Source organism: Saccharopolyspora mangrovi, from assembly GCF_035320975.1.
Taxonomy (GTDB): domain Bacteria; phylum Actinomycetota; class Actinomycetes; order Mycobacteriales; family Pseudonocardiaceae; genus Saccharopolyspora; species Saccharopolyspora mangrovi.
Window position 1 is genome coordinate 125,613 of sequence record NZ_JAWLNX010000002.1, and the last position, 14,701, is coordinate 140,313.

Annotated in this window: 10 protein-coding genes and 1 pseudogene; 4 read left to right on the plus strand and 7 right to left on the minus strand. The window is 68.7% G+C overall.

The annotated features are described in order from the left end of the window. The first annotated feature begins 63 nt into the window (after positions 1-63). Positions 64-566 (plus strand): annotated as a pseudogene (locus R4I43_RS03200) (MmyB family transcriptional regulator). Between the two features lie 140 nt (positions 567-706). On the opposite strand, the gene R4I43_RS03205 reads toward R4I43_RS03200, so the two are convergent. The 4 genes from R4I43_RS03205 to R4I43_RS03220 form a co-directional block, all read right to left on the minus strand. Further along, the gene (locus R4I43_RS03205) at positions 707-1,390 is read right to left on the minus strand and encodes a response regulator transcription factor (protein WP_324263978.1); all 684 of its coding nucleotides are present in this window, start codon (positions 1,388-1,390) and stop codon (positions 707-709) included. Positions 1,391-1,845: 455 nt separating this feature from the next. Next, positions 1,846-3,450: a sensor histidine kinase gene (locus R4I43_RS03210; RefSeq protein WP_324263979.1), complete on the minus strand. Its 1,605-nt coding sequence runs from the start codon at positions 3,448-3,450 to the stop codon at positions 1,846-1,848. Continuing rightward, positions 3,443-3,832 (minus strand): hypothetical protein, encoded by a 390-nt coding sequence (locus tag R4I43_RS03215; protein WP_324263980.1) that lies wholly within the window; start codon positions 3,830-3,832, stop codon positions 3,443-3,445. Before R4I43_RS03215 ends, R4I43_RS03210 begins: the two co-directional genes overlap by 8 nt. Positions 3,833-4,007: 175 nt before the next feature. After that, on the minus strand, positions 4,008-6,239 hold the full coding sequence (locus tag R4I43_RS03220; RefSeq protein ID WP_407691186.1) for a solute carrier family 23 protein: 2,232 nt from the start codon (positions 6,237-6,239) through the stop codon (positions 4,008-4,010). 539 nt (positions 6,240-6,778) lie between these two features. On the opposite strand from R4I43_RS03220, the gene R4I43_RS03225 reads away from it, so the two are divergent. From R4I43_RS03225 to R4I43_RS03235, 3 genes are all read left to right on the plus strand, one after another. Then, complete coding sequence (locus tag R4I43_RS03225) at positions 6,779-8,125, plus strand: phytase (RefSeq protein WP_324263982.1); 1,347 nt, start codon at positions 6,779-6,781, stop codon at positions 8,123-8,125. 226 nt (positions 8,126-8,351) lie between these two features. Beyond that, positions 8,352-9,770: an alkaline phosphatase PhoX gene (locus tag R4I43_RS03230; protein ID WP_324263983.1), complete on the plus strand. Its 1,419-nt coding sequence runs from the start codon at positions 8,352-8,354 to the stop codon at positions 9,768-9,770. 176 nt (positions 9,771-9,946) lie between these two features. Next, the gene (locus tag R4I43_RS03235; protein WP_324263984.1) at positions 9,947-12,034 is read left to right on the plus strand and encodes a phosphocholine-specific phospholipase C; all 2,088 of its coding nucleotides are present in this window, start codon (positions 9,947-9,949) and stop codon (positions 12,032-12,034) included. Positions 12,035-12,098: 64 nt separating this feature from the next. Here R4I43_RS03235 and R4I43_RS03240 read toward each other — a convergent pair whose 3' ends face one another. Genes R4I43_RS03240 through R4I43_RS03250 form a run of 3 tightly spaced genes read right to left on the minus strand, consistent with a single transcriptional unit; the run spans position 12,099 to position 14,470 of the window. Continuing rightward, positions 12,099-12,590 (minus strand): pyridoxamine 5'-phosphate oxidase family protein, encoded by a 492-nt coding sequence (locus R4I43_RS03240; protein WP_324263985.1) that lies wholly within the window; start codon positions 12,588-12,590, stop codon positions 12,099-12,101. Between the two features lie 5 nt (positions 12,591-12,595). After that, positions 12,596-13,909: an MFS transporter gene (locus tag R4I43_RS03245; RefSeq protein ID WP_324263986.1), complete on the minus strand. Its 1,314-nt coding sequence runs from the start codon at positions 13,907-13,909 to the stop codon at positions 12,596-12,598. 24 nt (positions 13,910-13,933) lie between these two features. Then, entirely contained in the window at positions 13,934-14,470 is a 537-nt protein-coding gene (locus tag R4I43_RS03250; RefSeq protein ID WP_324263987.1) for a nuclear transport factor 2 family protein, read from the minus strand. Positions 14,471-14,701 lie beyond the last annotated feature (231 nt).

Here is a 14,701-nt window from a genome sequence, read left to right on the forward strand (position 1 = left end):
GCACGCCGGAGGACGCACCGGCGACAGTCCCCCCAGACCGTGAGCCCCGAACTGCGGCAACTCATGGACGGCTACCCGCACACCCCTGCCTTCGTGCTCAACCGCATCCTGGACGTCCTGGCCACCAACACCCTCGCCGACGCGCTGTTCTCACCGTTCCGCGCGGCGGACACCTCGCCCGCATGACCTTCCTCGACTCCGCAGGACGACAGTTCTACGCGCGCTGGGACTGGACCGCGCAGGTCACCGTAGCGAACCTGAGGCTCGCCACGGGCTTCGACCCGCATGATCCTGGCCTGCGGAGCCTCGTGGCCGAGCTCTACGAAGGCAACCCGCACTTCCGCACCTTGTGGGACACCCACCAGGTGCGCGGCAAGACCCGCGAACCCAAGCACCTCGTCCACCCCGACGTCGGCCCGCTCACCCTCACCTACCAGGCGTTCGACGTGCGCAGCGCCCCCGGCCAGCAGTTGATCATCTACCACGCCGAACCCGCCACACCCAGCGCCCAGGCCCTCGCCCTGCTGAGCAGCCTCCACACCACACCACGCCACGCCGACACCTGACCCGCGGCCAATGCGGGCCTGAGCCGGGAGACGCCTGTTCTGCTGACCGGCCCGCCTGGCCTGGGTGAGCAACTCGGCCCGCCCGCCAATCGCCCTTGACCTTCGCGATCACGGGAGCGTTTCGCCTGAGTGGTGGAGGGCTAGTTGAGAGGGTCGGACGGAGGCCGGCTGCTGTCCTCGAGCCGGTAGCCCTTGCCCCGGACCGTGCTGATCCAGTGGGCACCCGTCTTGCGGCGGAGGTAGCGCACGTAGACGTCGACGATGTTGGACGTCGGTCGGATGTCATCGCTCCAGGCGGCGGCGATGAGCTGGTCACGGGTCAGCACCTTGCCCGGGTTGCGCAGGAACGTCTCGGCCAAGGCGAATTCGCGCGCGGTGAGGTCGACGACGCGTCCTTCGACGTGGAGCTGGTGGGCGCGCAGGTCGAGGGCGAGGTGGCCGCGGCGGAGCAGGTGGGAGTTCGCGTCATCTCGCAGGCGCAGCCTGATGCGGGCCAGGAGCTCCTGCATGCGGAACGGTTTGCCGACGTAGTCGTCGGCCCCGTTCTCGAGGCCGGCGACCGTGTCCGCAACACCGCTGCGGGCGGTCAGGACGACGACCGGTAGTTGACTGCCCGCCTCGCGCAGTTGGGCCAGTACGGTGAACCCGTCCGTCGTCGGCAGGCCGATGTCGAGCACGAGCAGGTCGTAGGCACCGGACAGCGCGTAACTCCGGGCCTGTTCACCGTCGCTGACGATGGTCGTGCCGAAGCCATCAGCACGCAGGCTCTGCTGCAGCAGCACCGCAATCCGCTTCTCGTCCTCGGCGATCAGAATGTGCTTCAATCCAAGTCCTCTTCCAGCCGGCTACCTCGGTCGACGCAGCATCCTTACCCGAGAGCGCCCCGCAGCTTGAGCACGCGCGCATGAAATTCTCCCGTCATGCGCGGGAAATGGTGATCACTCGGATTCCGCTTCAGCAGCGGCGTTCTCGTTCTTCGAGCTGTGGCCAGCGCGAACCGGACCGCATGAGAGCACTCCCATCGAACACGCCGACGGTCGATGAGAACGGGCCCATCGAATATTCAAGTGATCGACGGCATTTGGCCCGGTGCAGATTCGGTCGACTGCCAGACCGGTTCACCCGCCAGGAATTCACTGAGCAACGCACTCGATCAGCACCGGCACCCCTCCCACAGTAGGAGACACGCAATGCCCGTCGATCAGTACGCCCTCGTCCGCGCGCTGGTTCATGCCGAGGCCTATCGAGGTAACAGGCCGACACCGAGCCTTCCTGCCGATCAGAGTCCACCGACCCCGGAAGACCGCCCCGATTCGTCCACACCAGTTCGGCGCCGCCCGCTCGACGCCTTAGCGAACCAGTTGCTCTCCGCCCTCTTCTGATCCGGAACACGGCCCCCGCCGCTGCGGGGGCCACCGGCGGGCACCGCATCCACCCTCTCCTCCACCGGGAGCACGAGGGTGAAGGTCGCCCCGTCACCGGGACGGTTGTCCAGCTCGACGCTGCCGCCGTGCGCCTCGGCGATGGCGTTGACGATGGCCAGGCCCAGCCCCGCGCCGGTGGCTTGGCGGCCCGGCGAGGCCCGGTGGAACCGGTCGAAGATCTGCCTCTCCTGCTCCGGCTCCACTCCGAGCCCGGTATCGGTGACCCAAATCCGCCCGATACCCTCTTCGACGCTGGAACCGACGGTGATCGCACTGCCTTCTCCGGTGTGCTGCACCGCGTTCTGCGCGAGCTGGACCAGGGCCTGGATCAGGCGCTGCCGATCGGCGCGCAACACCGCGGTCTCACCCTCGTCGTCCTGCTCCAACAACCAACGCCGGTGCGCCAGCGCCGAGGACTTGACGAAGGCGTCCTCGACGATCTCGGCGAACTCCACGGCCTCCAGGCGCAGGAAGTCCGGGCGGCGGGTCTTGGCCAGCACGAGCAGGTCCTCCACCATCCGGTTCATCCGGTCGAGCTCGTCGATCACCTGCGCGATCCGCTCCGGGCGTTGAGCGGGATCGTCCTCGAGCAGCTCGATGTTGGCCCGGATGATCGTGATCGGGGTGCGCATCTCGTGACTGGCGTCGTCGATGAACTGGCGTTGCGCGGCGAAGGCGTCAGCGAGTCGATCGAGCATGCCGTTGAAGATCACGGCAAGCCGCGCGATCTCGTGGTCGCCGCTCACCGGAATCCGCTGGGACAGGTCCGTTTCGTTGATCGAGGCAGCGGTGATGCGCAACAAGCGCAACGGTGCGAGCAATCGGCCGGCGAACAACCACCCGAGCGCCGCCGCGACCAGTATCGCGCCGAGGCCGATCAGCAGGTCGGCCCGGATCGCTTCGAGGATCTCAGCGCGTTCTCCCTCGACGAAAGCGGCCACGACGAAAGTTCCCCGCGCGCCCTGGGACTCGACCACCACCGGCACCGCGGCATACCGGATGCGTCCGACTCCGGTGATCGCCTCACCGTAAGCGGGCCTGTCGGTCGCTGCGAAACGCGCCACCAGGACCGGATCACCGGCCAGCACGAGGGCCGGATCCGATCGCGGCGGGCCCAGCACTGCGCCGTCGACGAGCGCGAGGAACACCTGGTGCTCGTCCGGGAGGATCGTGTTCAGGGCCGATTCGAGCAGCTCCCGGACGTCCGTGGTGGGATGCCCTGGCGGTTCCCGGTAGGTCTCCACGTACCTCCGGAACTCCGCCACTTCCTCGAAGAGGCGCTCGTTGACGCGCTCCTCGGTCTGCTTGGTCAACACGACGGCCATCGCGCTGGAGGTGACCGTCAGGGTGATCGCGACCAGCAGCAGCATCCAAGCCAGGATGCGCACCCGGGCCGAACCCATCATGTTCTGGACGGTGGTGCGCAGCCGTTCTCCGCGCCCGGGGCGGACTTCAACCATCGGAGCCGTCGTCACCGTCGTCATCGGATTCGCCGCTCGGCGGGGAGGAGCTCGGTGTCGAACCGGGGCTCACCGGGGCCTGGTTCAGGACGCGGGGTTGCGACCGGGTGGGGAACGAAGGCGTCGGGCTGGGTTCTGCGGCGGCCGTCTTCGGCGACATCGGCTCAGACCTGGATGTCGTCGCTTCCACTTTCGGCCTAGGGCTGGAACCGGTCGAGGGTGCTGCCGTCGGCAGCGGGGGCGCAGGCGGGGCGGGGCGGTCGAACACGACGGCATCGCCGAGGACTGGTGGTTGCTCCTGCTCGGCCAGGATCACCAGCGCGACCCCGAACACCACAGCGGTCACCGGAACCAGGACGTGGGGCAGGTAGCGGAACTTCACTTCGAATTCCTCTTCGGCTCCCTGTTCACCGGAAGGCGGGAACGAGCACAGGAGCAACGGGCACTCCGCGTCGGTGTCCCCGAGGTTAACGGTGCCCCCGCGCGAAACCGGTCCCGTTCGGCAACAGTTGATCTCGCCGTACGGAACCGGTCATCGCGCCGTCACGATGTTTTCGTCACACCGCAGCCAGTTCGTCGTTCATCTTCATCTGGCTCACCGGGACGAACTGCTCGCTGCCCTCGTCGAGGAAGTGGACCTCGGCGGTGGCGATGTCGAAGAACATCCCGATCAGGTGGAGATCGCCGCGGGCAACTCGCTCCTGCACACCGGGGTAGGTCATGAGGTTGTCGAGCTGCTGGGCGACGTTGACCTGGCACAGCTCATCGTGCGCGGCCACGTCCTCACCGCGGTCCGAGGCGTCGACCCGGAACCGGGCCAGGCTGTGGGACCCGTGGCCGAGCCAGGCGTCCAGCCCGCAGCTCGGAGCGCCCTCGCCGCGTCCGTCCAGCAGGGCCTTCATCGCCCCGCAGCAGGAGTGCCCGCACACCGTGATGCTCTTGACCCCGAGCACCTCGGTCGCGTACTCGATCGCAGCCGCCACCGAGTGGTCACCCGCTCCGGAGGCCACGTCCTCCCGGTATTGCGGGACGATGTTGCCGATGTTGCGCACGACGAACAGATCACCGGGTCCGCTCGAGGTGATCAGGTGCGGCACCACCCGCGAATCCGAGCAGGTCAGGAACAGCTGCGAAGGCGACTGCCCCTCGGCGAGCTGCTCGAAGTACGGACGCACCTTCGCCGCCGCGTCCTGCTGGAACTCCCGCACACCACCGAGCACCTGCTGAGCCGGAGCGGCCGCGACGCGCCCTTCCTGCCACGGCAGATAGGTGGGCCTGGACGGTGCCGACTTCCGGCCGGCGCCACCCGACGTGGCCGCGTTGTGATACCAGGCCTCGTGGATCTCGTCGATGTCGACCTCACCGCCGAGCCTCTCGTGCGTGGTGCGCCAGTTGTGCAGCGCTTCGAACGCCGCGTGGTCGAGGAAGTCCACCGCGAGGTCAACGTCCACGGCAGCACCAGCCGGGATCTCGGCCAACGTACGCGACAGCTTCGGAACAGCCACGAAGGTCAGCGAGCCCTCGATGACCACGTGCCACCGGTTGCCGCGGTGCTCCACCCGCATCTTGCTGCGGGTCAGCCGGTACAGCGCGAAAAGCACGGCCACACCGATGCCCAGCAGCACGCCCTCCATCAGGTTCAGCTCCACCACGCCCAGCGCGGTGATCACGTACAGCGGTAGCTCGCGGTGCTTGAGCAGCTGGCGGATCTCCTTGAAATTGACCAGCTTGATGCCGATCATCACCAGCATGGCCCCGAGCACCGAGGTGGGGATCTGCTTGAGCAACCCGGCGGCCAAGCCGACGAACACGATCACCCACACACCGTGCAGCACGGCCGAGACCCGGCTGCGGGCACCGGCCGCCGCGTTGGTCGAACTCCGAACGATCACACCGGTGACCGGAAGACCGCCGAGAGCACCGGAGACCATGTTCGCCATCCCCTGACCGACCATCTCCCGGTTGAGGTTGGCGCGAGGGCCGTCATGCATCCGGTCCACGGCGACCGCGGACAGCAGCGACTCGATGCTGGCGATCAGCGCCATCGTCACCACGGCCAGCGCGATGCCGCCCCATCCCCCGTCCGGCAGCGCCGGGAAGATGTGCGTACCGAGCAGGTCCGCAGGAACCTCGACCCGGGCGACGTCCAGCCCGCCGATCCACGCCACCGCGGTCGCGAGCACCACGGCGACCAGCTGCGCCGGAACCACGCGGACCTGGCGGGGCAGCCGCGGCCAGACGAGCAGGATCGCGATCGTGAGAACGCCCAGGCCGACGGCCGCGAGGTTGAGGCGGCTCAGCTGCTCCGGGAGCAGCATCAGGCTCTCGTTCGCCGACGTGTGCGGTTTGCCGCCGAGCACCACGTGGATCTGCGCGAGCGCGATGACGATGCCGATTCCGGCCAGCATGCCGTGCACGATCGCAGGCGAGATCGCCAGCGCTGCGCGAGCCACCCGCGACAGGCCCAGCAGGATCTGCAGCACCCCCGCTCCCACGGTGATGGCGCAGGTCACCGCCCAGCCGTACTCGTGCACGAGACCGGCAACGACGACGGTCAAACCGGCGGCCGGACCGCTGACCTGCAGCACCGAGCCGCCCGCAGCACCGGCCACGATGCCGCCCACCACGGCGGCGACCAGGCCGGCCATGATGGGTGCGCCCGAGGCGAGCGCGATGCCCAGCGACAACGGGATCGCCACGAGGAACACGACGATCGACGCGGGCAGGTCATATCGCAGATTTTCCCACCAGGGGCCGTTTCGTGCGTGTTGTCTTCCTGATCTGTTCATTGTGGACTCCACAGACGCGTTCGAAGCGCGCGCCAGAAGGCAGCATCGCTTCACGGGGAATGGTCTGATCCGACAGCCAGCACGACGTCATCGGCGGCGTACCGTCGAAATCGCTTCACATGCGCATTTCGGGCGATGCGGCGGATTTAACCCATCGGGGATGAACAGTGCGTAACGGAGATCTGTCGGCGACATGGGCGCTCCGGCGTGCGGAACCGGAAGATCTGATGAGTGACCTCTCACCGAGAACTCCACGCATTTCCCGCTTCAGAGCCGAATGAGAAGCTTCCCACGCCGTGTTGGTCTTCCCGTCGCCCTCCCGCCACGCGCGCGGCCCCGAGCGGACGCAGCAGCGACAAGCGCGAAGGGAAGGTTCTTTTCCGTCCCACTCACGCGAATGGGAGAAGGTGTGAACCTTTTCGCGCGAGCACTCCGGTGAGCGCGCATTCCCGAGGCATTTCGGTGTCGCGCTCGGCCTCCACACCGCAACTCCGGCCGGTTTCCGCAACGGATTAGCTCAAGCACATGAAGGAGGAGGCATGACGCCTTCCCACACGCCGGGTCTGCTACTGTCGGCGAAGCTCGCTCCCGTCGCCGCAGGGGTGCTCGCACTGGTCATGACGGGCCTTCCCAGCGCCTCCGCCGACGACGAAGGCGGGCTCGGCCACGTCCAGGCCAGCTTCGAGACCCCGTCCTACTTCGGTGACGACGCCGACGGGAACGCCGACGCCGACGACCCGGCGATCTGGCGTCACCCCACCGCGCAGGCCGACAGCATCGTCGTCGGCACGCTCAAGGAAGGCGGATTGACGGTCTTCGACCTCCACGGCCGTGAACTGCAGCGCATCGCCGCTCCCGCCGCACCTGCACCCGGCACCAAACCCGGCCGGTTCATCAACGTCGACATCCTCCAGGGCGTGCGCATCGGCAACCAGGTTACCGACATCGCCGTCACGACCGACCGCGGACGTGACCGGCTGCGCATCTACAGCATCGACCCGCGCGGTGCGCGCGCCGGCGCCCAGGTCTTGGCCGACATCACCACCGAGGCGGCGCCGCTGCTGTTCTCCGGCAGCGAGGCCGAGGTCGACCAGCAGCACACCGGCTACGGGATGACCTTGTGGGCCGACCCGGCAGGCGGTGCTCCGTGGGTGGCGGTCAGCCGCCGCAGCGAGACCACCGTCGGGCTGTTCCGCCTGTCCACCGACAGCGCCGGGAAGATCACCTACGACCGCGTCGCCACCTCCGACCTGCCGAGCTCCTTCGACGTCGGCGGCACCCAGTGGTCGCCGTGCGAGGAGCCGGACGAGCGCCCGCAGGTGGAGGGAATGGTCGTCGATCGAGCCACCAACGTGCTCTACGCCGGGCAGGAAGACGTCGGCATCTGGCGAATCCCCCTGCAGCAAACCGGTTTCGGCGACCCCGAGCTGGTGGAGCGCGTCCGCGAGTACGGCCAGCCCGCGGAGTACGACCCGGCGACCGAGGAATGCATCGCCACCGGCCCGGCCTCCCCGGAGGCGGGCCAGCACATCAGCGCCGACGTCGAAGGCTTGACCATCGCCTACGACGGGTCCCGCCGTACGCTGGTGGCCTCCAGCCAGGGGGACGACACCTTCGCCCGCTACGCGATCACCAGCGGCACCCCGCGCTACGAGGCAGCAGCCGCGATCGTCGACTCCGCGGCGATCGACGGGGTGCAGGAAAGCGACGGGGCCGCGGTGGTCAACGAACCGTTTGGCCCCGACTTCCCGAACGGCCTGCTCGTCGTCCAGGACGGCGCGAACACGCCGGAGACCCCGGGTGGCGACGGCGAGCCCCGCGACGACACCAACTTCAAGCTGCTCAGGTGGGACCGGTTCGCCGACGCGGGCTCGAGCGACGGCTGAGCGATCACGACCGAACGCGGAGGCGGGCGGCCGAGCAAGCCGCCCGCTTCCCCGCGCCGCGGCAGAAGATCAGCAGATCGCCGCCGGCCGCAGGATGAGAACTCCGTCATCACCACCCCAGCACCAATTCCGGGTTGAGACGCCTCCTCGCTTCGCCGAGTTCATCGACCGTACTTCTGGACTGGCAAAGCTGGCGCGACATCCTCTCGCTCTCCTGGAGTCGCACATGGACCTCTCTCGCAGGCAGTTCGTCAACCGCTCGCTGCTGGGCGGCATCGGCATCGCCCTGGTCGGCAACGTCGGAGCGGTGACCGCCGCCGCACCAGCCTCCGCCGAGAACGGCCAGCCCGCGGGCTACGGTCCGCTCGTCCCCGACCCCGCCGGACTGCTGTCGCTTCCCGCCGGGTTCAGCTACAAGATCGTCACCGAGGCGGGCAAGACGAAGCTCGAATCCGGCGAGGCCACCCCGCAGAAGCACGACGGCATGGCCGCCTTCCTCCGTCCCGACGGCGGCAGCGTGATCGTCTACAACCACGAGATCAAGGTCAGCCACAACGCCGAGTTCCCGGTGCCGCGACTCGACGGACTCACCTACGACCCGGTCTCCCCCGGCGGCTGCACCGTCGTCGAGGTCGACGCCGAGGGCAACCGCGTCACCGAGTACGTCGCGCTAGCCGGCACCTCCACCAACTGCGCGGGCGGGCGCACCCCGTGGAACACCTGGTTGAGCTGCGAGGAGACCGAGGACAAGGCGGGCAAGGACGGCCAGCAGTTCGACCACGGCTACACCTTCGAGGTCGACCCCTACAACCGCGAGGCGAACCTGGACCCGAAGCCGATCAAGGCGCTCGGCCGGTTCTCCCACGAGGCAACCGTCGTCGACCCGAACACCGGCCACATCTACCAAACCGAGGACGCCTCCGGCCCGAACGGCCTGTTCTACCGCTTCACCCCGCCGGCATCGGCGCTGCCGCTGGGCCCCGGCAAGCTCCGCGCCCTCGGCGACGACGACGGCACCTTCGAAGCGATGAAGGCCGCCGACAAGTCCGGTCAGCACATCGACGACCTGTCCCGCGCGACCGAGGTCGGTACCACCTACGGCGTGACCTGGGTGCCCGTCGCGGACCGCGCCGCGGCCACCACCTCGATCCGCAAGCAGTTCGCCGACGACCAGATCACCCGGGGCCGCAAGCTCGAAGGCGCCTGGTGGGGCGACGGCGGCGCCTACTTCGTCTGCAGCTACGCCCGCCTCGAGGACAGCCCCGGCACCCCGCACGACGGCCAGATCTGGTTCTACAACCCGCGCAACCAGACCATCGAGCTGAAGCTGCGCTTCGAGTACGACCAGGACGATGCCGCCGGCTTCGACGGTCCGGACAACATCACCGTCTCCTCCCGCGGCAACGGCCTGATCCTCGCCGAGGACGGCGACGGGCAGCAGCACCTGTTCGGCGCGACCTTCGAAGGCCAGACCTACCCGCTGGCCCGCAACGAGATCAACACCGGTACCGACGCCGAACCCGAGTTCAGCGAGTTCTGCGGTCCCGTCTACTCCCCGGACGGCAACACCCTGTTCGCCAGCGTCCAGACCCCGGGCGTGCTCTACGCCATCACCGGCCCCTGGGACCGCCTCCGCGGCGCCTGAACCGGCCGCACGAGCCCCACCAGCGGCGATGCCCCGACCAGCACCTGGCCGGGGCATCGCCAGCTCCACCGAGGAAGCGGTGATCGTGTCCCGATACCAGCTCGGTGCCGCCAGTTCACCTGAGTGCCACGAACGCAACCTCCACGCGTGGGCCAGCGCGCTTATCGTCCCCTGCCATGCCTGAAGTTTCCCGACGCCGCGTGCTGGCCGGCGCCCTCGGTGGCGCGGCTGCCGCCTCCCTTCTTCCCCCGTCGCTGCACCGCGCCCTGGCCAATCCCGCGCCCGCCGGTGGTCTCGACGCCGTCGAGCACGTGATCGTGCTGATGCAGGAGAACCGGTCCTTCGACCACTACTTCGGCTCGCTGCGCGGTGTTCGCGGTTTCGGCGACCGCCAGCCGCTGCGACTGCCCGGCGGCACGTCGGTGTTCGAGCAGCCCGCCCCCGGCGGCACCGTGCTGCCGTTCTCGCTGCGGCAGGCCGCCGAGCAGCAGGACCGGCCCGCCTCCGACATCCAGTACCTCGGAGATCTCGACCACAGCTGGGACGGGTCGGGCCGGGCCTGGGCGCGCGGCTGGAACGACGACTGGATCGCCGCCAAGACCCCGGCGACGATGACCTACTACGAGCGGCCCGACATCCCGCTGCAGTACGAACTGGCCGACACCTTCACCCTGTGCGACGCGTACCACTGCTCGGTGTTCGGCTCCACCAACCCCAACCGCAACTACCTGTGGACCGGCACGACCGGTTACGAGCCGGGGACGAAGGACCGCGCCGTCACCAACGCCGCCTACGACTACGCCCACGTCGGCTACGACTGGACGACCTACCCGGAGCGCCTGGAGTCCGCGGGCGTTTCCTGGCAGATCTACCAGGAGTGGGACAACTTCACCGACAACGCGGTCGAGTACTTCAAGCCGTTCAAGGCGATCGGCACCAAGGTCCTGTCCGCAGTGGACGGGCAGTGGCGGACCACCGAGGAGTTCTACACCGCGCTGTTCGGCAAACCCGACCAGGAACGGCAGCGGCTGCTCGAGCAGCTGGAGGCCGGGCGTGCCTCGCTCAGCAACGCGGAGCGGAACCTGTTCGACCGCGCGATGTACCGCAGCGAACCGGAGAGCCTCGTCAACCGGCTGCGCGCGGACATCTCGGCCGGGCGGCTGCCGAAGGTGTCCTGGCTCGTCCCGTCCGCCGTGGACTCCGAGCACCCGGGCAGCTCCACCCCGGTGGGAAGCGCGAACCTGATCTACGACGTGCTGGACGCGATCGCCTCGGACCCCGAGGTCTGGTCGCGCACGGTGCTGCTGCTGAACTTCGACGAGAACGACGGGTTCTTCGACCACGTCGCCCCGCCGGTACCTCCGGAGCCGGATACTGGTGACAGCGACGACTGGTTCGACGGTCAGCCCATCGGTCTCGGTCCGCGGGTGCCGATGACGGTCATCTCGCCGTGGACGGTCGGTGGTCACATCAACTCGGAGACCTTCGACCACACCTCGGTGCTGCGGCTGCTGGAACGCTGGACCGGCGTCGCCGAGCCGAACATCAGCCAGTGGCGCCGGACCGTCTGCGGCGATCTGACCTCGGTGTTCGACTTCCAGCAGGCCGGAAAACCGCCGACGCCGACCCAACCGGGCCCGGTGCCCGCCCCGATCGAGCGCTGGCGCCCGGAAGCACCGCAGGACCAGCAGCTGCCCTTGCAGGAACAGGGACGGCGTCCCGCCCGGGCCTTGCCGTACCAGCCGGAGGTCTCGGCGACCCTCACCCGGCAAGGGGATCTGACGCTGCGGCTGGCCAACCGGGGCACCGCCTCCGCGCACTTCGCGGTGTACCCGTACGCCGGTGAGTTCAAGGAGCCGCTGCACGTCGACGTGCGCGACGAGCACGTGGCGACGGTGAAGGCCGGAGACACCTACCAGCTCGCCGTTCAGGGACCGAACCGCTTCTGGTTCGAACTCGCCGGTTCCCGCAAGGGACGCGCAGCAGGCGTGGACGTGCGCAGCCTGCCGGACGCACGCACCGGCGAGCTGCGCCTGGAGTTCCGCAACGCCGGAACCGAGGACGTCGTGCTCCAGGCGCGAGCGCTCGGGTACGCCCCCGATGCGCGCCAGGAGATCCGGGTTCCCGCCGGTGGCGTCACCGGCCTCGCCTGGCCGACGGACCAGGGCTGGTACGACGTCGAGGTGACCACCACCCAGGACGCCTCGTTCCGCCGCCGCGTGACCGGCCGCGTCGAGAACGGCGCCCCCGGCGTCACGGGCTAACCCGGTGGCGCCGCGCCGGCCGTCCCAGCGCGGCGCCACCCCCGCACGACCAGCGCGAGGCCCATCACGGAGCGCTCCCGCCGCGACCGTCACCAGGCAGCTTTCGCGAGTCGTGACTCACCGCCACGCGCACCGGCCGCAACTCGAACACGACGCGGTTCTCGCTGTCGAGCAACGAGAAGAACGCGTCCGGGTCGTCCACCGAGAGCCGGTCACCGAGCGCGCGGTAGAACCAGTGCCGAGTCGCCTCGTCGACGTGCGCATGCGCGAGGCACCGCACCGAGACCATCCGGCGTCCCGCAAGAGGAGTTCCTGTCGCCGAGATCACCAGGGAGATCCTCGGGTCGCGTCGGAACGCCTTGGCGTGCGCTCGATCCGATACGGCCGTCACCCAGAACGCGCCGTCGTGGCGCACGTAGCTCATCACGACGCCGCTGGCCCACCCGGTGTCGCTGGTGAAGCTCACCACGGCTTCGGTCTGCGCCTGGATCAGCTCGTCGATGCCGCTGGAACTGCCGCGGACCGACTGGAGGTTCTCCAGATCGTCGATGCCCACCCGGCTCACTTCTCGACCACCGGCTCGCGCACCGCTTCCGACGTCCTCGGCGCGCCCCTGTCGAAGAACATGGTCACCACGCCCACGGCGGCAGGCAGGAGGAACGCGTAGAAGCTCCACTCCACGCCCACGTTGGCGGCCATCACCCAGCCGCCGACGAGCGGGCCGAGCACCGCGCCCAGCTTGCCGATGCCCATCATCACGCCGAGCGCGGACGCGCGGACATCCGCAGCGAACTGGGTGGCGGCGTAACCGTTCAGCACGACCATCGTGCCGTTGGCCCCCACACCGGCCAGCGCGACCGCGAGGTACAGCGCCGCGGTCGGCGGATTCATGCTCATGAGCAGCAGCGAGACCACCGCGATGGCGAAGCCGCCGATCAGCACGATCCGGCCACCGACCCGGTCTGCCAGAGCCGAGAGCACCAGCGCGCCCACGATGGCACCGAGCGACAGCGCCACCAGGAACTGAAGCGCCGGCCCGAGCGGATAGCCCGCGGTGCGCATGATCTGCGGAAGCCACGTGTTCAGCCCGTAGGTGAGCAGCTGGCCGATCAGGCATGCGACCGCGAAGACCATCAGCAGCGCCACGTAGGGCGGGCGGAACAGGCGAAGCACGCCCTTGGCGGTGGTCCGGGTGTCCGGGTCGGTAGCCGACTCGGACACCGGCAGCCCGAACCGCTCGGCCACCTTGTGCGCCTCAGCCGTCTTTCCCTTGGCCGCCAGGTATTCCACCGATTCCGGCAAGACCTTCCACGCCAGCGGTACCAGGAGCACCAGCGGCAACGTGCCGATCGCGTACATGACGCGGAAGCCGTAGTCCTGGACCAGCGCGATCGCCAGCAGCGAAGCGAGGATCGCGCCGATGGAGTAGCCGGAGCAGGTCATGGCGTTGAAGAAGTTGCGGCGGTCCTTCGGCGCGAACTCGACGGTCAGCGCCACCGCCGTGGGCAGCACGCCGCCGAGCCCGATCCCGGCGAGCAGCCGGAAGAGCCCGAAGACCTGCGCGTTCGGCGCGACCGCGCACGCGCCCATGAACAGCGAGAACCACACGATGCTGGCCAGCATCATGCGGCGACGCCCTATCAGATCGGTGACCAGGCCGCACAGGAGCGTGCCCACGAGCATTCCGGCCAAGGCGTAGCTGCCGATCACCCCGGCGAGCACCGGAGTCATGTGCCATTCCTCGTAGGCCAGGATGCTGGGCAGGGTCGCGCCGTAGACGATGAGGTCGTAGCCGTCGAACACCACGGCGGTGAAGCAGATGGCAACCACCCACAGCCCTCTGCGGCGTTGAGCCTCGGATTGCACGCTCGCCATTGAGCCCTCCTGATTCGTCATGCGCTAAAGACCCTGGGAGTCACGCCAAGTCGAGAGTGTCTCCGGGATGTCCGCCGGCGCCGGGTCCGCACCCGGCCAGCGCTTGCGGAGTTCTCCCGCGTAGATCTCGGCCAGCTCCTCGGTCGGTGCCGCGTAGATGAACTGGATGTCACGGCGGTGGAACCGCCATCGCGCGTCTTCGCGCACGTAGTCGTCGTAGTAGCGGAATGCGCACAGCAGCCTCGTACCGCGCAGCGACAGCTCCGCAGCGCCCGTGGCGAGGCCGCTCGCGTGGTCGTCGTCGACCCACGTGATCAGCAACGATTGGGGGACGTGGATGCTCGGCCCGTAGGACGCGGTCTGCTCGCACAGGTAATTCACCACCGCGTTGCGGCCGCGCACGACACGGTCGCGGCCGTCGAACTCGGCGTCGCTGGCGTAGAGCTCGGACAGCGTCGCCGCGTCCCGGTCGTCCACCGCCACCGCGTAGCGGGCGACGAGGCGGTGCAGCTCCAGCTCGTCTTCGACCCGGCGCAGTCGTTGCTCAAGACCCGCGGACATCCACGCCTCCTCACGCCCACCGGTTTTCCTTATCATCGTTATACTCAATAAGCGCTGTCAAGCCTTCCCGGCAGAGCGCACGGCGCACGGACAGCTGTTTCGCGTTGCCAAGGAGGACGAGCGAGCACGCAGCCCTGAAGGGACAGCTCCGTCAGCGCGTGCTCGAGCCGGTCCGCGAGGATCCCGCTGGTCGATGTCGATGAGCAGGCTTCCGTTCACCGACCAGCACGG

What these genes read in the sequence shown, in the direction of transcription:
- R4I43_RS03210 (WP_324263979.1), bottom strand. Translation starts at nt 3,450, where the DNA reads ATGGTTGAAGTCCGCCCCGGGCGCGGAGAACGGCTGCGCACCACCGTC.
- R4I43_RS03220 (WP_407691186.1), bottom strand. Translation starts at nt 6,239, where the DNA reads ATGAACAGATCAGGAAGACAACACGCACGAAACGGCCCCTGGTGGGAA.
- R4I43_RS03225 (WP_324263982.1), top strand. Translation starts at nt 6,779, where the DNA reads ATGACGCCTTCCCACACGCCGGGTCTGCTACTGTCGGCGAAGCTCGCT.
- R4I43_RS03230 (WP_324263983.1), top strand. Translation starts at nt 8,352, where the DNA reads ATGGACCTCTCTCGCAGGCAGTTCGTCAACCGCTCGCTGCTGGGCGGC.
- R4I43_RS03235 (WP_324263984.1), top strand. Translation starts at nt 9,947, where the DNA reads ATGCCTGAAGTTTCCCGACGCCGCGTGCTGGCCGGCGCCCTCGGTGGC.
- R4I43_RS03245 (WP_324263986.1), bottom strand. Translation starts at nt 13,909, where the DNA reads ATGGCGAGCGTGCAATCCGAGGCTCAACGCCGCAGAGGGCTGTGGGTG.
- R4I43_RS03250 (WP_324263987.1), bottom strand. Translation starts at nt 14,470, where the DNA reads ATGTCCGCGGGTCTTGAGCAACGACTGCGCCGGGTCGAAGACGAGCTG.